The sequence below is a fragment of the Pantoea sp. ACRSB genome (assembly GCF_022346905.1).
Taxonomy (GTDB): domain Bacteria; phylum Pseudomonadota; class Gammaproteobacteria; order Enterobacterales; family Enterobacteriaceae; genus Pantoea; species Pantoea piersonii.
Map to the genome: position 1 here is coordinate 277,058 of NZ_JAKRNL010000004.1, position 17,443 is coordinate 294,500.

Here is a 17,443-nt window from a genome sequence, read left to right on the forward strand (position 1 = left end):
GGAGACAGCTATGAGCACAACTTTTGATTCACAGCTGATTGCGTGGCGTCGCGAGCTGCATACCTGGCCGGAGCTTTCCGGCAAAGAAGAGGCGACCACCGCGCGTTTGCGCGCGTGGCTGCAGGCGGCGGATATCAGGCTGCCCGATTACGCGCTGAAAACCGGGCTGGTCGCGGAGATCGGCCAGGGCGACGCTCTGATCGCGCTGCGCGCCGATATTGACGCGCTGCCGGTGCATGAAGCGAGCGGCATGTCTTTTCATTCGCGTCATCCCGGCGTAATGCACGCCTGCGGCCATGACGTGCATAGTGCAGTGATGCTGGGCGCGGCGCTGCTGCTGAAGCAGCATGAAGCGCAGCTCAACGGCCGGGTACGTATCCTGTTTCAGCCCGCAGAAGAGATCGCCGCAGGGGCGCGGCAGTTTATTCATGCAGGCGTGCTGGAAGGGGTACAGGCGATCTTTGGCATGCATAACGAGCCGGGCCTGCCGACTGGCGTTTTCGCCACGCGCGGCGGCGCGTTCTACGCTAACGCCGATAAATTTATTATCCGCGTCCGCGGCAAAGGGGCGCACGCGGCGCATCCCGAACAGGGCACAGACGTTATCGTCGCCGCCAGCCAGATTATCCAAGGGCTGCAAAGCCTGACCAGCCGCAGTTTCAATACTCTCGACAGCCTGGTGCTGAGCATTACGCGTATCGACGCAGGCAAAACCTGGAACGTGCTGCCCGGCAGCGCGGAGTTCGGCGGCACCGCGCGCACTCACGATCTCAACGTGCGCGCCGGGCTGGAAGCGCGCGTGCGTGCGCTGGTGACCCATTTCGCCGAGGCGGCAGGCGCGGAAGCGACCCTGAGCTGGCATGCGGGCCCGCCGGTGTTGATCAACGATGCACACTGGGCGCGCGTCGCCAGCGATGTCGCCGAACAGACGGGCTATCGCGTTCAGACCGCCGATCTTCATCTTGGCGGCGAAGACTTTGCTTTCTACCTGCAACAGGTACCGGGCGCGTTCGTCAGCATCGGCAGTGCCAGCGCGTTCGGCCTGCATCACTCCTCTTTTAATCCCGACGAGGCGCTGATCGCGCCCGCCGCGCGCTACTTCGCGCAGCTGGCGCAGCACGCGCTGCAACAGCTTAACGCGCGATGTTGCGACGCCATTCTGACCTGATCCCCTGAACTGAACGGCATTCGCGCGGCCCGATCCGTTGCGCGGGATGCACCGCTGCCACAAAAACAGAGAGAACATCATGACGAAGAGAGAACTTCGACTGGGCACCATCCTGCATGGCGCATCAGGCAATATGTCCGCCTGGCGGCATCCCGCCGCGCAGGCTGATGCCAGTATCAGCTTCGACTACGCGAAACGCATCGCGCGCAAAGCGGAAGAGGGCAAACTCGATTTTCTGTTTGTCGCCGACGGCCTCTATATCAATGAAAAGTCGATCCCTCATTTTCTGAACCGCTTTGAGCCGCTGACGCTGCTGTCGGCGCTGGCGGGCGTCACTGAACACCTGGGGCTGGTGGGGACGGTATCGACCTCCTACAGCGAACCCTTTATTACCGCGCGCCAGTTCGCCAGCCTCGACCACCTGAGCGGCGGCCGGGCGGGCTGGAATGTGGTGACCTCGCCGCTGGAAGGCTCGGCGAAAAACTTTTCGCGCAGGCAGCATCCGGAACATGCGCTGCGCTATCGCATCGCCGACGAATATCTCACCGTGGTGAAAGGGCTATGGGATTCGTGGGAAGAGGACGCCTTCATACGCGATAAAGCGAGCGGCAAATTCTTTGACGCCAGCAAGATGCACGCCATCGACCATCATGGCGATTTCTTCCAGGTGGCCGGACCGCTGAATATTCAGCGCACGCCGCAGGGGCGTCCCATCGTTTTCCAGGCGGGCGCGTCCGAAGATGGCAAAAAGCTGGCGGCGCGCCATGCCGACGCTATTTTCACCCATCAGCCGACGCTGGAGGAGGCGCAGGCGTTCTATCACGACGTGAAGCGTCAGCTGGCGGACAATGGTCGCCAGCCGGAAGATCTGCATATCTTTCAGGGCGTGAGCGTTATTGTCGGCGACAGCGCCGAGGATGTGGAGCAGCAGTATCAGGCCACCGCCGCGCTGGTCTCGGTCCAGGATGCGCTGAACTATCTGGGCCGCTTCTTCGATCACCATGACTTTTCACAGTATCCGCTGGACGCGCCTTTCCCGGATATCGGCGATATCGGCCAGAACAGTTTCCGCAGCACAACCGACGAGATCAAACGCAAGGCGCGCGAACACCACCATACGCTGCGCCAGGCGGCGCTGGAAGCGGCGACGCCGCGCCCGCTGTTTCACGGCACGCCAGAGCAGGTCGCAGATGGCTTACAGCACTGGTTCGAACACTTCGCCGCTGATGGCTACATCATTCAGGGCGGTACTCCCGATACCTTTGAACGCTTCGTCGATCGCGTGGTGCCGGTGCTGCAGGCGCGCGGTCTGACGCGACGCGACTATCCCGGCACCACCCTGCGCGCCAGCTTTGGCCTGAAGGAACCGGTCAATCAGTTCTCACAACAATAAGAGCACCTTCGCTATGCAGAATAATAAAACTTACATCGCCGCTCTGCTGCTGCTGACCGCCGCCGGCTCCGCTTACGCCGCAGGGACCAGCGTCGCCTACAACGGCCAGCGCGTCAGCCTCGAAGCCAATAAAGCGCCAGTTCATACCGTGAAAAACGACCAGGCAGTGGCGCAGTTGCCCGCTGGCCATCACTTTGTGGTGCCGGGCTCCTTTACCGTGGCGGTCGCGGCGCAGAACTCGCCGCCGCTGACGGTTTTCTCGGACGATAACAAAACCCTGCTGGGCAGCGAGGTGGATATTGCCCGGCTGGTGGCCGACAGCCTTGGCCTGAAGCTCAACGTGGTGCCGACCTCCTGGGAAGACTGGCCGCTCGGCGTCGCTTCCGGCAAATATGACGCGGCTATCTCTAATGTCACCGTGACTAAAGCGCGCAAAGAAAAGTTCGATTTTGCGACCTATCGCCGCGATACGCTTGGTTTCTACGTTAAGGCCGACAGCAAAATCAAGGCGATTAGTCAGCCAGAAGATATCGCCGGGCTGCGCATTATCGTCGGCTCCGGCACCAATCAGGAGGCGGTACTGCTCGCATGGGATAAAGCCAATCAGGCGAAGGGACTGCAGCCTTTCACTCCGATCTACACCAAAGACGACGCCTCTCAGACGCTGGCGCTGCAGTCGGGCCGCGCTGACGCTTATTTCGGACCAAACGTTATCGGCGCATGGAAGGCGGCGCTGACCGGCAAAACGCGTCTGGTAGGCAGTTTCGACGGCGGCTGGCCGAAGGTGGCGCATATTGCCGTTACGGTGAAAAAAGGCAGCGGCCTGGCCGAGCCGATCAGCACCGCGCTTAACGGCGTGATCCAGAACGGCGACTATCTCAAGGTGCTGAACCGCTGGGGCGAGGGTGTGGAGAAGATCGACCGTTCAGAAATCAATCCGCCTGGGCTGGGCGACTGAGAGGTGAAATATGAGCCAGCTAACTTTTCGCGATGTGTCGCCGGAAGCGCCTGAGTTACAGCCAATTTTAAGCGGACTTTTCGCCTTTTACGCCTCGCGCTACGGCGACTTTTTCCGCAGTAGTCAGGAAGTGGAAAAAACCGAGTGGTATCTGCCGCCGCATGGCCTGTTTATTGTGCTGGAGCGCAACGGCGAGATTATCGCCATGGGCGCCTATAAGCCCTTTGACGCAGAGACGGCTGAACTCAAACGCATCTGGACGCGCGGCGATCTGCGCCGTCAGGGGCTGGCGCTGCAAGTGGTACAGGAGCTGGAGCGGCGCGCGCTGCGCGCGGGCTACCGGCGTCTCTATCTCACCACCGGCTTTCGTCAGCCGGAAGCGGTGCGTCTCTATCGCGCACACGGCTACCAGCCTCAGTTTGACCCCAGCGGCGATCTGGAGCGCTACGGGCAACCGCCCTACGACGGCCGTCTGCGTTTTACCAAAGTTATCGACGTCAACGGCGTCGCCCAGGCGAGTTAAGGAGCCAAAATGAACGGCGATCATCAACAGTTAAAAGTGGTGCCGGCGCGTTATCCGGCCCGCACCCTGGGGGCGCTTGTCGCCCTGTTTATTCTGGCTGGCGTAACCGAGTCGGTAGCGCTTAACCCTCGCTGGGAGTGGGGCGTATTCGGCCGCTGGTTCTTCGACCCGGTGATCCTGCATGGTCTGGGGCAGACGCTGCTGCTGACGCTGCTCGGCACCCTGTTCAGCCTGATTTTCGGCGGCGTGCTGGCGCTGGCGCGGCTCTCTTCGTCATGGCTGCTCAGCAGCCTGGCCTGGGGCTACATCTGGCTGTTCCGCTCGCTGCCGCTGATTGTGGTGCTGATTATTCTCTATAACTTTTCCTATCTCTACGACACGCTGTCGTTCGGCATCCCTTTTACCGCGCTGGCCTGGGGGCATTTCCAGACTATTAACGTGCTGGGGCAATTTCCGGCGGCGGTGATCGGCCTGACGCTGGTGCAGGCGGCCTACAGCGCGGAGATCATTCGCGGCGGTTTTCTCGGCGTCGATCATGGCCAGACAGAGGCCGCCTCGGCGCTCGGCCTCTCCGCAACGCGCCGCACCTTCCGCATTATTTTGCCGCAGGCGCTGCGCGCCATTATTCCCACCGCCTTTAACGAGATCATCAGCCTCGCTAAAGGTACGGCGATGGTTTACGTGCTGGCGATGCCGGAGCTTTTTTACACCATCCAGATGATCTACAACCGCAACCAGGAGGTGATTCCGCTGCTGATGGTGGGCGCCGCCTGGTATCTGATTATCACCACAGTGCTGTCTGCTATTCAGCACAGCGTCGAGCGCTGGCTGGCGCGCAGCGTGACCCGCGATGCGCAACCTTCACGCTGGCGCCAGTGGCGCAGCCGCCTGAACCCCGTTGCCGTAAATGAGGAGATAAGCCATGTCCGAAGCCATTGATTATCGTAAGGCGCATACCACCGGCGCTATCAGCATCACCGGCGTCAGCAAAAGTTACGGCCGTCATAAGGCGCTGGACAACGTGTCGCTTGAGCTGGATCCCGGTTCGGTAACGGTAATTGTCGGCCCGTCCGGCTCCGGCAAATCGACGCTGCTGCGCACGCTTAATCATCTGGAGCGCGTCGATGAGGGATTTATCCAAATCGACGGCGACTATATCGGCTACCAGCGGCGCGGCGACAAACTCTATGAGCTAAAGGAAAAGGCGATTTTGCGCCAGCGCGTTAACGTCGGCTATGTGTTCCAGAACTTCAATCTGTTCCCGCATCTGACGGTGCTGCAAAACCTTATTGAAGCGCCGATTGCGCATCGCCAGCTCTCGAAACGCGACGCCATTACGCGCGCCGGCGAACTGCTCGATATTGTCGGGCTGCGCCATAAGGCCGACGCCTGGCCGCGTCATTTATCCGGCGGCCAGCAGCAGCGAATCGCTATTGCGCGGGCGCTGATGCTTAACCCGCGCGTCATGCTGTTTGACGAACCCACGTCGGCGCTCGATCCAGAGCTGGTGGGCGAAGTGCTCGACGTGATTAAAAAGCTGGCGCAATCGGGCACCACGCTGGTGATTGTGACGCATGAAATCGGCTTCGCGCGCGAAGTGGCGGATAACGTCGTGTTTATGGTGGATGGCAAAATCGTCGAACAGGGCAGCGCGACGCAGGTGCTGAATAATCCGCGCCATGAGCGCACGCGCCGCTTCCTGGCGCGCGTGTTATAGGGCAAACAAGATGAAACGTTTTTTACTCGCCGCGCTGCTGCTCGGCGCGGGCCAGCCTGCGCTGGCGGAACCGCTCGACGCCACGAAAAATGAGACGCCGATTGACGCGCCGATGAACCCAGAGGCGATAAACAAAATCCCGCAGGGTTTCCATTTTATCGAGCCGGGCTATCTGACCGTGGCGACCACCAGCAACAACTCGCCGCCGCTTGGGCTGCTGGCGAGCGACAATAAAACGCGCATCGGCAGCGACGCCGATTTTGCCCGGCTGCTGGCGGATAGTCTTGGGCTGAAGCTGCGTCTGGTGCCCGCCTCGTGGGAAGACTGGCCGCTCGGCGTAACGGCCGGACGCTATGACATAGCGATGTTTAATATCGCGGTGACGGAAGAGCGCAAGAAGAAGTTTGACTTCGCTACCTACCGCGCCGACGGCCACGCGTTTCTGGTAAAGGCAAATAGCGCCATCAGCGCCATTAACAAAGCGGAGGATATCGCAGGGCTGCGGGTTATTGTCGGCTCCGGCACGAATCAGGAGCGCATTTTGCTCGGCTGGGATGAGCAGAACCGCGCAAAAGGATTAAAGCCGGTGACGCCGGTTTATCTCGCTGACGAGGCGGCGGCAACGCTAACGCTGCTCTCAGGACGCGCCGACGCCCTGTTCGGGCCGCAGTCGATGGCCGCCTGGAAGGTCGCTTCACGCGGCGATATGAAGATTGTCGGCTATGGGCCGGTGCGATCCTGGGTGGCGGTCACAACCAAAAAGGGCAACGGTCTGGCGGAGGCGTTGCAGACGGCGTTGAACGGCACCCTTAAAGGCGGTCAGTATCAGCAGGTGCTGACGCGCTGGGGCGAGCAGAATGAGGCGATAGAATCGTCGCAGGTGAATCCACCTGGAATTGTTTACTGACTCTGTCTGCAACAGATGAGCCGATTTCTGTTAAGTCACCTGCTGCAGGAAACGCAGCAGGAACAGGCAAGACGCAATGGCTCAGGTCGAAAAAGGGGCAGGGACAGAACCCGTTGTGAATTTCAGTTACCCTAATAATCAGGGCATAACGTTGCGAACAGAGCGTGATAAACGCTTCTGATTTAGACCTTTACGCACAGACTTTGAAAATCAAACGATACATAACATGAAGGATATGTTTGAGGAAAATATCTATGCCAGTCGCATTGGCGTTTATCACGCAGGTTCCCGTATCGAAAGCTTGGGCAACCTGGCGCTGCTGCATGATAAAAAATATGCCGAAAACAGCCATCAGGAGAATACCCATTTTAATTCCCAACCGGTTACGGCTGAAAAGGCAGGGCTTTTTTCCTGTTGAATTTTCTGAACCGTCGTTGAGCATAAATGGCGTCCTGGTAATATTAAAAGGAAAAAGTCATCATACCATAGAGTCTGGCGCTACGTTGCTAACGCGCGGCATAATTTACATGGCGTGCTGAGTGTTGCATTGAGCCATATCAATAGAATGCCTTGATCTATTACCAGGCAATGAACGCCTGTCGATATATTTTATCCGCTTAGCTGGAATTCATAAAAAGCGGAATTATCAGGAAACCCCAGCAATAATAGCGCGTTGCCTGCCAGCCGACGGGCTAATGATTAAACGTTCGGCCGGAGGCTTGCGATAACCGACACTGTTTATTAATTTCATCCTCAATGTCGCGCGCCTTCGCGTGCTCCACCAGCCCTTTAAATTTTCGCTTAAGTTCAATGCCGGCAGGGGAGCAATCATCAAGATTAGCCAGGTAAACGGCTGCGCTATAGGCGTTATAGCACTGCTCAGCATCCGTTACCTGCTTTTTACATGCGCTAAACAGGCTAAAGGTGGCGTCGGGTGCCTTAATCATGCGTTCCATTTCAGGGTTGCTGCGTACGGTTTTCAGCACTCCTGGCATAACTAGCAGGCCTGATATCAGGGCAATGAGTGAGAGAAGCGTGATAAAACACCTGTAGGACATCTTTCCGCCTTGGCATATTTTTCTTTTCTTCTACTCTATCCTGATTCCATCGGGACGCCTTGCTAAAATTAATGACAGCGCCATGCTCCGCCGGTAATCACGACATTCGTCTCCTGAGAACCGCCGCCTGAACCGTCATAATAGCCGCTGGTGCCCGCGCGGTTAGTAATTAATGAAACGGTATTGCCGCCCAGTTTTGCCGTCTGGTTACGTAGAGAGTTTAACGCGCCGGTTTCCAGATTGGCATTCGATGTCCATCCTCCGGTAAGGAAATTACCTTGATCGCCAGTAACTGTGCCCAGGAAAGTACAGTCCCCTTTGGGATCGCCATTCATTACTCTGACATTTTGCGCGTTTGCATCCAGCTGATTTGCGCTACAGGCGGTAAGCAGAAGTGGAAGAAGGAGTAATAGCTTTTTCATCAAAGAGACCTTAAATTGAAATCAGACAGTAAGACATAAGCCTGTTTCAAAAAATTATATCCAGATAAGCTTAAATATAATCTCAATGGGAATCCCCCTTTAGCGCTGTTTACTGTGGCGACGTGTTGTTTTTGTTTGGCAGTATGGTTGAACTTGTTAATTTAAAACGCGCTTTATGATAAAAGAGTCTGTTGCGAGGAATAAATACGAATAACTGTCAGAAATAACGTTGCTATCGGTCTGCTTTATCTGGTCGCTTTTGGTAAGTATCGGTGACAGCCTTTTTAACCAGTGCGTTTTATAAATTAAATAACCTGCGGCTGAAAGCTGGCCTCGCGCCACCCGTAACGGTTCAGTTTGAATTGATTACAGGGATAATCCCGGCTGAACTCCCGAAAAGAGGGGGCGGCTGGCATCTTCTCCCTGCTGGCCGACGATAAAGGCCTGCGCCACCTTTACCAACGAGCGTGCAAGGCGATTAATTCTTTTAGTCCTTTCTTTGCGTCAGCTAGACTCTACTCCATCAGCCACGTCTTTTACGTGAAGCAGCAAAAAACAGGATAGCAAGCAGGACAAAATCACCCTGCATCCTGACTAAATCATAATAATTCTATAGGCTTGCAATGAAAATCCGCTTTCTGTCAGCCAATGAGCTTAAGCTGACCGAGGTACGCAAAATCCTCGAACCGGTCGGCGTCGACGTACTGCCCATCGCGCGCCGTATCGAAGAAATCCAGACGGAAAACGAACTCGAACTGGTCCGTGACAAGCTGACCAAGGCGTTTTCCATTATCGGGCGTCCGCTCTTTGTCGAGCATACCGGGCTATATCTTGACGGGCTGAACGGTTTGCCCGCCGGTCTGACGCGTATCTTCTGGAACCGGCTGGAGGCTGAACGTTTCGCCAAGCTGGTGCAGGGGCTGGACAGCCAGGCGGTGACGGCGAAAACTGTGCTGGGCTACTGCGACGGACGCAAAATGTATCAGTTTCATGGCGAAGTACGCGGCACTATCGCGGCTAAACCCGCCGGGCCGCGCGAGTTTCAGTGGGACTGTATTTTTATCCCGGAAGGCTATAACCAGACCTTTGCTGAAATGGGCGAGCTTAAAAATGAGATCTCCATGCGTAAACTGGCGCTTGATCGCTTCGCCGACTTTTTAAAAAACGCCCGAGGACTGGCATGAAACCTGAACTGAAACGCGCCTATGATTCCGGCAAACTGATTCTGTTCGCTGGCGCGGGAATATCACGCAATCTTGGCCTGCCGGAGTGGCATGAGCTTATTGCTCATCTGGCTAACGAGCTGGGCTACGATCCCAAAATCTTCAATACATACGGGACGCACCTTTCGCTGGCGGAATACTACAAACAGAAAAAAGGCTCGCTGGGGCCGCTGCGCAGCTGGATGGATCGTGAATGGCACCGGCCGGACATTGATGTCCGATCGTCGGAAATCCATACGATGATTACGCAGGGCAACTTCAGCCGCATCTACACCACCAACTACGATCGCTGGCTGGAAGCGGCGCACGAGGCGCATGGCGTGCCCTACAGCAAAGTCGCGAACGCCGCCGATCTGGTGGCGCTGACCGAGGACAAGCGGCATATCATCAAGCTTCACGGCGACTTTGATGACGATACCTCTATCGTGCTGGATGAAAGCAGCTATTTTGAACGCCTCTACTTCGACTCGCCGCTTGATATCAAACTGACGCACGACGTGATGGGAAATTCGGTCCTGTTTGTCGGCTACAGCATCAGCGATTTTAATATTCGACTGTTGTTCTACCGTCTGACCAAAATGTGGAGCAGAACAGGGCTGGCTACCGCGCGTCCCAAATCCTATCTCTTTACTAACCGCAACAATCCTGTGGCGCGCGAAGTGCTGGGACAATGGGGGATCGAGATGATCGTGTCGGAAGAGGATGACCCGCGTAAAGCGCTGGCAGAGTTTCTTAATGATTTGATTTCATAAAGAAAAATATTCATCCATTCAGTACGGCGACGCGGTTTAAAAAAGGATGCAATCTCGCCACAGGAGAGATATACTGTATATATTAACAGTATCTGAGAGGCAAAAATGGCTGTCGAAATTAAATACGTAGTCGTCAAGAAGGGTGAAGAGAAAATGACGTTTGCCAGCAAAAAAGAGGCGGATGCCTACGATAAGATGCTCGATATGGCGGAGGCCTTTACCGACTGGTTAGCGCAGCAGCAACCCGATATGGATGAGTCTCAGGCAGAAACCCTCGGCCTGCTGCTCGCCGAGCAGAAAGATGCGATTCAGCATATTCTGCGCACCAGCAAGCTGCCAGACGCCGCTGATTCTGCGGACGCGACGAAAAAGGTTCGCGCGGCAGAGAATGCTGATGAGAGCGTTGAAGGCGAAACCGCGCAGGCAAAGAAAGTGCGCGCCGTTAAAGCTGCTTAATTTCCTGATAAAAAACGCGTCGCAGCGCTTTCGCTTGCGGCGCGTTTTTATTTTACAGGAAGGATATTTATCGTCAGGATCACAACTCTGTCAGACCCGCAGGTCTTGCAAAGTCAGTGAGCGAACAGGGAGAAAGTGCCAAAATAGTAGCTCGCCATCCACGCCACATAGAACAGCCAGACCACTAAACCCACCGTCAAACCCATTTTACCTGTCATAAGCCTGCCTCCGTTAATTGTGCGGTTGTACTAACCGTTGACACAAATTGACAGAAGGCGTCCCGACGTGGATTGTTCTGGATCAAAAAAGGGGCATACAGCGGGGAAATGCCAAAACGGCGCAGATCAATAAATCATTTTTCAGCCGCGCGCTGCTTTATTCTTTCCGCCGAACGCTGGGCGCTGGCCAGCACTTCGGCGAGGCTGACGCCGTTCAGCTTCCCGTTCTGCTTTATCACGCGGCCATCGACGATTACCGTGGTTACATTTTGCGGCTGCGCTGAATAGAGCAGCAGGGCTGCCGGATCGCCACCGCCAAAGCCGCTCATGTTCAGCGTATCGGGCGTGATGATTTGAATATCGGCGCGTTTACCCACCTTCAGCGATCCCGTTTCTTTATCCAGACCGAGCGCTTCAGCGCCGCCGAGCGTCGCCATTCTTAGTAGCTGGCGTGGTTTAGGCAGGGCTTCGTCAGCGGCTGCGCCGCTCATCGTCAGCGCCGCCAGGCGCAGATTCGCAAACATATCGCCGCTGCCCGCCAGGCTATTGCCGTCAATGCCAAGCCCGACGCGCGTGACCGGGGTGAAATGATCGAGCCTGGTCAGGCCGTAACCAACATGCTCCTCGCTTAAGGGCGTAACGGCCAGCGACGCACCGGCTCTTTCCAGCGCCTCAAGCTGCGCTGGGCGGGCATCGTTGGCGTGTATCAGCGTAACAAAGGGAGCGAGGTAGCGCCGCGCTATCAGCGCATTAAACATGGCATCCGGCTCGCCGCTGATGTGTACCTGTAGAGGCAGATGATGTTCTCTCGCCCACTGGTATTCGCGATCGCGCACCGCCCAGTTCTGTTCATCCTTTAGCTCACGCGGCAGGCGCCACGCAAGACCCACTTTCACGCGTGGATCCTGGCGAGCGGCCAGCGTGGCGGCGTGCTCAGTGTCGATGGGAAAGCGCGTTGTTTTATCCGGGCCGCCGTAAAAGAGGATGGCGCGAATGCCTGCGTCCCTGAGCGCGTTAAAACCTGCATCGCCCCATGCCGGGCCGTGAATGTTATCGAAAAAGTCGCCGCTGGTGGTGATGCCGCCATTTAATAGCTCCAGCGCGCCGGTGTAAATCGCGGTATAGGTATCCTCTGGCTGCATCGCTTTACCCAGCGCGTTGCTGACCGGGAAAAATTTTCCCTCGCCGTTGCGAAACTGACCGCGCATGGTGGTCACCCAGAGATGAGAGTGGGCATCGACAAAACCGGGCAGAACAAAGCTGCCCTTTGCCTCAATGACCTCAGCATCTGGCGCCGAGAGGTGCTCGCCGACGGCGACGATACTGTTATTGCGGATAAGGATATCGCCCTGCGGCAGATCGTCGCCGTTGGACGTCATCGGCATCACATAGCCGCCGCGGATTAACAGTGTCTTATCCAACGCGGCGCTGGCGACGTTGGTCAGCAGCGCAAAAAGCAGCGCGCTCAACGCAGGTAAGCCGTATCCCTTCATCCTCTCTCCTTTATCCAGCTTCGCTCAGGTGACGCTGGATCTGCTGGATACCCCACAGCGCGAGCAGATGATCCTCTTCTGAGGGCAGTCCGCTGACGCTGACCGCGCCAAACACAACGCCGGACATATTGATTAACGGGAAGGAGCCGCCGTGATCGGTATAGTCGCTCTGCGCTATCCAGTTCTGCTGCTCCATCGGTTTGCCGTTCTGCTGATTGTTCAGGCCAACTAACATTGAGGCGTGACCAAAACGCAGGACGGTGTTGCGCTTGCGCGTCATCCAGGCGAGGTTATCCGGGCTGGAACCGGGCAAGGCAGCGAGAAAAAGCGTTTGGCCGAAGGCGTAAACTTCAATCGCGACCGGCCAGTTTTCTGCGCTGGCGCGCTGCTGGAGGCTCTGTCCGAGCTGCCAGGCGAGCTGGAAATCAAAATGAGATAAGCGGCTTTCAGATTGCTGTTGCTGGATATCCTGCGCGGTTAGCGGCATAGCTACGTCCTGTTAAATGGAATGTAAATTCCATTTAACATAGCAATAAACATTATTTTCCGCTACGCGTCGGCGGACGCCTGCAAGATATTCAGAGAAGGTCGGTGCGATCGCCGCGCGTGGTAGGGTGGGAGATCACCAGAAATTCGACGTCGCTGTCGCTTTCATTGCGTGCCTGATGTTTCGCCTGCGGCGGGATTTCCAGCCCCTCATGCGCGCTGAGCGAATGAACTTCCCCTTCAAGTTCCATTCGCAGCGTTCCGCTTAGAACAAAAAAGAACTGTCTGCTCTGCTCGTGATAGTGGCGTATTTCCTGCGTTTTAGGTGGCATACGCTCATGAATAATGCTGAGATCCTGTCGCTTAAGCAACGTCCAGCCATCACACAGGGAACCCCATAAATAGTGTTCGGCATTCTCTTTTGAAACCATGCTAATGTCTCTTTTATCAGGAGGGGGCATTAACATAGCAATTTTATGCGTCAGTCACATCTGCACTGATATTCCCTGCCGTTAAAATTTGGCTTAGTGACTGCCTTGAAAATATTTCAGGTTCTGTCGGGGAAGGTGGTTTTAGCGCATTTATTGTTCGGTAGGAATCTTAAGTCAAATAAACGGCTGTCCGAGCGCAAAAGCGAATTTCTTTGTTTTTATGCCGTGATATCACGCTAATTGCGGGCTAAACGAGCCAAAAAGGAGGGCAGTAAGGGGAAGGGCGGTAATAAATTCGTCAGGCGCATGGCTAAAATCTATTCATTTTTTTACGCTGACCAGTGAGAGATTATCGTCAGTCGTCAGCCGACCATTAATAAATTTTGTTTAACTTATGCAGTCTCTTTTTTATCGAAAAACTTACGCTTGCCTGACAAAATCCTGCCTTTTATTCTGTGCGCGCTATTCAAGGATAACGACATTTTCACTCAGGATATTAAATGAAAAAGAGCACCGTTGCGGTAATGATGATGGCCGCGCTTTCTGGAACCGCGTTTGCCGCATCTTCTCCATTCACGCCAAACTTCTCTTCGGACAGTCTCAGCGTTTCTACATCTGTAGGCATGCTGGGCGGAAAATCTAAGGAACTGGTGTACGACGCCAGTAATGCGCGTAAAGTCAGCCAGCTTGACTGGAAAATCAGGAACGTCGCTATTCTCAAAGGCGATATCTCCTGGGATGCTTTCTCTTTTCTTACGTTGAACGCGCGCGGCTGGACGTCGCTGGGATCCGGTTCTGGTCATATGGATGACTACGACTGGCAAAATGCCCGCCAGTCGAGCTGGACCGATCACTCGTCACATCCGAGCACTGATGTGAACTACGCCAACGAATACGATCTGAACGCGAAAGGCTGGTTCCTGCAGGATGATAACTATAAAGTCGGCGCGGTTGCGGGCTATCAGGAGACGCGCTTTAGCTGGACAGCTTATGGCGGCACGTTTAACTACGACAACGGCAACTTTATCGGCAGCTTTGCCGATCGCGAGCGCGGTATTGGTTACAGCCAGCGCTTCTCTATGCCTTATGTCGGCCTGGTCGGCCAGTATCGCATTAACGATTTCGAGTTCAACGCGCTGTTTAAATTTAGCGACTGGGTACGCGCCCATGACAACGATGAACACTATATGCGCGACCTGACCTTCCGCGAGAAAACCTCAGGTTCACGCTACTACGGCGCAGCGGTCGATGCAGGCTACTACCTGACCCAACACGCGAAAGTATTCGCTGAGTTTAGCTGGAACAAATACGAAGAAGGTAAGGGCGGCACGCAGGCGATCTATAACCCAACCGGCGAGTCGGCCTCTTATGGCGGCGACGCGGCAGGCATCTCCAACAAGAACTATACGATGACGGTTGGTCTGCAGTATCGCTTCTGATGAAATAAAAAACCCGCCGTCGGCGGGTTTTTATTCAGTCAGTCGGGGCAACTGATTACTGCGCCGCCCGCTGTTTGCTGCGAGAGCGCAGCTTTTTCACCAGACGGTGCGCCTCCGCTTCGCTGGCTACCGCAGGCGAGGAGCCGCGCAGCGGTTTACGCGCCGATTCATGCAGCGTCAACACGGTCAGCAGACCAATCACGCCTGCGCCCATCAGATAGTAGGCGGGCATCATCAGGTTATGCGTGGTGTCCACCAGCCAGGCAGTGATCAGCGGCGTGGTGCCGCCAAACAGCGACACGGAGAGGTTGAAGCCAATCGCCAGCGCGCTGTAGCGAATGTCGGTAACAAAAAGCGCCGGCAGCGTAGCGGGCATGGTGCCGCTAAAGCAGGTATGAAGCACGCCCAGCACGATCAACCCGACAAACACCAGCCACATATTGCCCGATGTCACCAGCATCATGCAGGGAATAGCCAGCAGAATCAGGCCGACCGCGCCGCTGCCGATCACCGGACGACGGCCCAGTCGATCCGCCCAGTGACCCCAGAACAGCGTCAGCGGCATCATGACAAACATCACTACCATGATCAGCAAAAGGCTACTCAGCTCGCCCATGCCGAGAATACCGGTCAGATAGCTTGGCATGTAGGAAGTCAGCATGTAGTTGGAGACGTTGAACAGCAGCACCAGACCGATACATTTGAGCATCGGCTTGCGATACTTCTTCAACATCTGCATAACCGTCAGCGCCGGTTTGCTGTGCTCAAGCGCCTCCTGCTTTTCCATATGCTGCTGAAACGCAGGTGTCTCTTCCAGCTTCAGACGGACATAAAGGCCGAACAGGCCGAGCGGGGCGGCGATAAAGAAGGGAATGCGCCAGCCCCAGTCGAGCATGGTTTGCTCAGGCAGAGCAGAAGTCAGCGCCGTGACCAGGCCAGCCCCTAACAGATAACCGCCCAGCGTCCCGAACTCCAGAAAGCTGCCCATAAAGCCGCGGCGGTTATCGGTCGAATACTCAGCGATAAAGGTAGCCGCGCCGCCATATTCTCCGCCGGTGGAAAAGCCCTGAACCAGACGCGCCACCAGCAGCAGTATCGGCGCAAGAATGCCAATGCTGGCGTAAGAGGGGATCAGACCGATACAAAAGGTGCCGATCGACATCATGATCATGGTCATCGCCAGCACTTTCTGACGACCGATGCGATCGCCCAGCGGGCCAAACACCAGACCGCCGATGGGGCGCACAAGGAAGGCGGCGGCAAAGGTGCCAAACGCCGCGATCAGCTGTGCGGTGTTGCTGGCATTAGCGAAAAAGACCTTACCGATGGTGACGGCGAGATAGCTATAAACGCCGAAGTCAAACCACTCCATCGCGTTGCCCAGCGCCGCCGCGCCGACCGCGCGCTTCAGCATGTCATTGTCGACAATAGTGATATCGTCGACCGTCAGTTCTTTTTGCTCTTTCGGCTTTTTCTGCCAGAAATGCTTTATCTGTGGGTTGATTCCCGGTGCTCATAATATCCTCATTGAAATAATGAGGCTCTTATAGCTTTCGTCGCCGTACTGCCATTGAACCAAGGGAAAGAAAGCTATAAGCAGCCTGTCAAAATAAATTACGGCAGCTCGTTTACACGAATTTACCTTACTATAAAAACGGCCTCGCTTTCAAATTAGCAGATTTTTAGACTGACATAGCCGATTAACCAGGCAATTACTGCCACCGAAAAATGCCGCGCTGGTTTTAAACGCTATATCTCAGCGGGTTAAGCTGAAAAGAAACTGTCGTAAAAGAAAAATATTTGGTACCGACGCTACGGAAAAGTAAAACAGAGCGGAAATAACCCGATGGTAACTAAGGTTATAAGCTAAGGGTCATTTCCCATACATCTTAAAAATATTAACCTTGTTCTAAATGCGGGTTTAAGCCAGTCGGTTATGTCATCACTCTGTCACCGACAAAATAACGCGTTATTGCCGCCGCCAGCTAACATTCAGAGATGACGTCAATTCATACCGGACGCCGTACAGGCGTACGGCTCGCTTTCTGGAGGGGTTATGGCCCGATTTAGTGATAAGCGTATCCTGATTACCGGCGGCACCAGCGGCATGGGGCTGGCTGGTGCGCAGCGCATTCAGGCGGAAGGCGGCCGAGTCGCGGTAACGGGTCGCAATGCAAACCGACTTCAGCACGCCAATAGCGTGCTGCATGACAACGCCCTGCTGCTGCGCAACGATGCCTCGCTGGAGGCGGATATCGATGCGCTGGGCGAGGCGATTGAAAAATGGGGCAAACTGGATGGACTCTGGCTCAACGCAGGCTATGCCGAACTGGGCGAGCTGGAGTCGGTTACGGCGGAAGCCTTTAACGCGATGATGAACGCGAACGTGCGCGGCCCCATGCTGCAACTTGCCAGGCTCTCGCCTCTGCTTAACCCCGGCGCGTCGGTAGTGGTCACCTCGTCGTCATCCACCTATGAGGGCGCGGCGACCACCAGCCTGTACGCCGCCACCAAAGGGGCTATCGTGGCGATGGCGCGCAGCTGGGCAACCGCGCTCGCACCGCGGGGCATCCGGGTAAATGTGGTGATCCCGGGGCCAATTGAGACGCACTTTCGCGATTTTATGCCGGAGACGGCGCGCCAGCAGTTTGAGAGTTTTATTGTCAGTCAGGTGCCGCTGAAGCGGGCAGGAAAGGCGGAAGAGGCGGCGGCGGTGGCGCTGTTTCTGCTCTCCAGCGACGCCTCTTATGTGACCGGCAGCCAGTACGCGGTTGATGGCGGACTGGTGCGCTACTGAAA

General features: G+C 55.8%; 19 protein-coding genes. 12 read left to right on the forward strand and 7 right to left on the reverse strand.

The genetic code is table 11. The annotated features are described in order from the left end of the window. The first annotated feature begins 10 nt into the window (after nucleotides 1-10). From MHZ89_RS14565 to MHZ89_RS14595, 7 genes are all read left to right on the forward strand, one after another. Nucleotides 11-1,168: an amidohydrolase gene (locus MHZ89_RS14565; protein WP_311783591.1), complete on the forward strand. Its 1,158-nt coding sequence runs from the start codon at nucleotides 11-13 to the stop codon at nucleotides 1,166-1,168. A gap of 79 nt (nucleotides 1,169-1,247) precedes the next feature. Continuing rightward, nucleotides 1,248-2,561, forward strand: a complete 1,314-nt coding sequence (locus MHZ89_RS14570; protein WP_311783592.1) for an LLM class flavin-dependent oxidoreductase — start codon at nucleotides 1,248-1,250, stop codon at nucleotides 2,559-2,561. A gap of 13 nt (nucleotides 2,562-2,574) precedes the next feature. Next, nucleotides 2,575-3,519 carry an ABC transporter substrate-binding protein gene (locus tag MHZ89_RS14575; RefSeq protein ID WP_311783593.1) on the forward strand — a complete coding sequence of 315 codons (945 nt, stop codon included), beginning with the start codon at nucleotides 2,575-2,577 and terminating at the stop codon, nucleotides 3,517-3,519. 10 nt (nucleotides 3,520-3,529) lie between these two features. Next, the gene (locus MHZ89_RS14580) at nucleotides 3,530-4,042 is read left to right on the forward strand and encodes a GNAT family N-acetyltransferase (protein ID WP_311783594.1); all 513 of its coding nucleotides are present in this window, start codon (nucleotides 3,530-3,532) and stop codon (nucleotides 4,040-4,042) included. Nucleotides 4,043-4,051: 9 nt separating this feature from the next. Then, nucleotides 4,052-4,981, forward strand: a complete 930-nt coding sequence (locus tag MHZ89_RS14585; RefSeq protein WP_311783595.1) for an amino acid ABC transporter permease — start codon at nucleotides 4,052-4,054, stop codon at nucleotides 4,979-4,981. After that, nucleotides 4,965-5,759, forward strand: a complete 795-nt coding sequence (locus tag MHZ89_RS14590) for an amino acid ABC transporter ATP-binding protein (protein WP_311783596.1) — start codon at nucleotides 4,965-4,967, stop codon at nucleotides 5,757-5,759. Before MHZ89_RS14585 ends, MHZ89_RS14590 begins: the two co-directional genes overlap by 17 nt. A 10-nt stretch (nucleotides 5,760-5,769) precedes the next feature. Continuing rightward, nucleotides 5,770-6,666 carry an ABC transporter substrate-binding protein gene (locus MHZ89_RS14595; protein WP_311783597.1) on the forward strand — a complete coding sequence of 299 codons (897 nt, stop codon included), beginning with the start codon at nucleotides 5,770-5,772 and terminating at the stop codon, nucleotides 6,664-6,666. A 190-nt stretch (nucleotides 6,667-6,856) separates the two neighbouring features. Here MHZ89_RS14595 and MHZ89_RS14600 read toward each other — a convergent pair whose 3' ends face one another. From MHZ89_RS14600 to MHZ89_RS14610, 3 genes are all read right to left on the reverse strand, one after another. Next, entirely contained in the window at nucleotides 6,857-7,108 is a 252-nt protein-coding gene (locus tag MHZ89_RS14600; RefSeq protein WP_311783598.1) for a hypothetical protein, read from the reverse strand. Nucleotides 7,109-7,358: 250 nt separating this feature from the next. Continuing rightward, nucleotides 7,359-7,661, reverse strand: coding sequence for a hypothetical protein (locus MHZ89_RS14605; protein WP_311783599.1), 303 nt, complete (start codon nucleotides 7,659-7,661; stop codon nucleotides 7,359-7,361). A gap of 131 nt (nucleotides 7,662-7,792) precedes the next feature. Next, the gene (locus tag MHZ89_RS14610) at nucleotides 7,793-8,146 is read right to left on the reverse strand and encodes a DUF4156 domain-containing protein (protein WP_311783600.1); all 354 of its coding nucleotides are present in this window, start codon (nucleotides 8,144-8,146) and stop codon (nucleotides 7,793-7,795) included. Nucleotides 8,147-8,769: 623 nt separating this feature from the next. Here MHZ89_RS14610 and MHZ89_RS14615 point away from each other — a divergent pair. From MHZ89_RS14615 to MHZ89_RS14625, 3 genes are all read left to right on the forward strand, one after another. Further along, nucleotides 8,770-9,330, forward strand: coding sequence for a non-canonical purine NTP pyrophosphatase (locus MHZ89_RS14615; RefSeq protein ID WP_311783601.1), 561 nt, complete (start codon nucleotides 8,770-8,772; stop codon nucleotides 9,328-9,330). After that, nucleotides 9,327-10,121 carry an SIR2 family protein gene (locus tag MHZ89_RS14620; RefSeq protein WP_120456434.1) on the forward strand — a complete coding sequence of 265 codons (795 nt, stop codon included), beginning with the start codon at nucleotides 9,327-9,329 and terminating at the stop codon, nucleotides 10,119-10,121. The genes MHZ89_RS14615 and MHZ89_RS14620 overlap by 4 nt, the downstream gene beginning before the upstream one ends. Before the next feature lie 105 nt (nucleotides 10,122-10,226). Further along, on the forward strand, nucleotides 10,227-10,577 hold the full coding sequence (locus MHZ89_RS14625; protein ID WP_311783602.1) for a YebG family protein: 351 nt from the start codon (nucleotides 10,227-10,229) through the stop codon (nucleotides 10,575-10,577). A 352-nt stretch (nucleotides 10,578-10,929) separates the two neighbouring features. On the opposite strand, the gene MHZ89_RS14630 is transcribed toward MHZ89_RS14625, so the two are convergent. The 3 genes from MHZ89_RS14630 to MHZ89_RS14640 all read right to left on the reverse strand — a co-directional run bounded on the left by MHZ89_RS14630 (nucleotide 10,930) and on the right by MHZ89_RS14640 (nucleotide 13,205). Next, on the reverse strand, nucleotides 10,930-12,288 hold the full coding sequence (locus tag MHZ89_RS14630) for an amidohydrolase family protein (protein ID WP_311783603.1): 1,359 nt from the start codon (nucleotides 12,286-12,288) through the stop codon (nucleotides 10,930-10,932). Between the two features lie 10 nt (nucleotides 12,289-12,298). Next, nucleotides 12,299-12,775 (reverse strand): heme-degrading domain-containing protein, encoded by a 477-nt coding sequence (locus MHZ89_RS14635; protein ID WP_311783604.1) that lies wholly within the window; start codon nucleotides 12,773-12,775, stop codon nucleotides 12,299-12,301. A 91-nt stretch (nucleotides 12,776-12,866) separates the two neighbouring features. Continuing rightward, nucleotides 12,867-13,205, reverse strand: coding sequence for a cupin domain-containing protein (locus MHZ89_RS14640; RefSeq protein ID WP_311783605.1), 339 nt, complete (start codon nucleotides 13,203-13,205; stop codon nucleotides 12,867-12,869). A gap of 500 nt (nucleotides 13,206-13,705) precedes the next feature. Here MHZ89_RS14640 and MHZ89_RS14645 point away from each other — a divergent pair, with 500 nt between their 5' ends. Then, nucleotides 13,706-14,644 (forward strand): omptin family outer membrane protease, encoded by a 939-nt coding sequence (locus MHZ89_RS14645; RefSeq protein WP_311783606.1) that lies wholly within the window; start codon nucleotides 13,706-13,708, stop codon nucleotides 14,642-14,644. Nucleotides 14,645-14,699: 55 nt separating this feature from the next. Here the strand turns inward: MHZ89_RS14645 and proP are convergent, their stop codons facing one another. Then, nucleotides 14,700-16,148 (reverse strand): glycine betaine/L-proline transporter ProP, encoded by a 1,449-nt coding sequence (gene proP, locus MHZ89_RS14650; protein ID WP_311783720.1) that lies wholly within the window; start codon nucleotides 16,146-16,148, stop codon nucleotides 14,700-14,702. A gap of 552 nt (nucleotides 16,149-16,700) precedes the next feature. Between proP and MHZ89_RS14655 the strand changes: the two genes are divergently transcribed. Further along, on the forward strand, nucleotides 16,701-17,441 hold the full coding sequence (locus tag MHZ89_RS14655; protein ID WP_311783607.1) for an SDR family oxidoreductase: 741 nt from the start codon (nucleotides 16,701-16,703) through the stop codon (nucleotides 17,439-17,441). Nucleotides 17,442-17,443 lie beyond the last annotated feature (2 nt).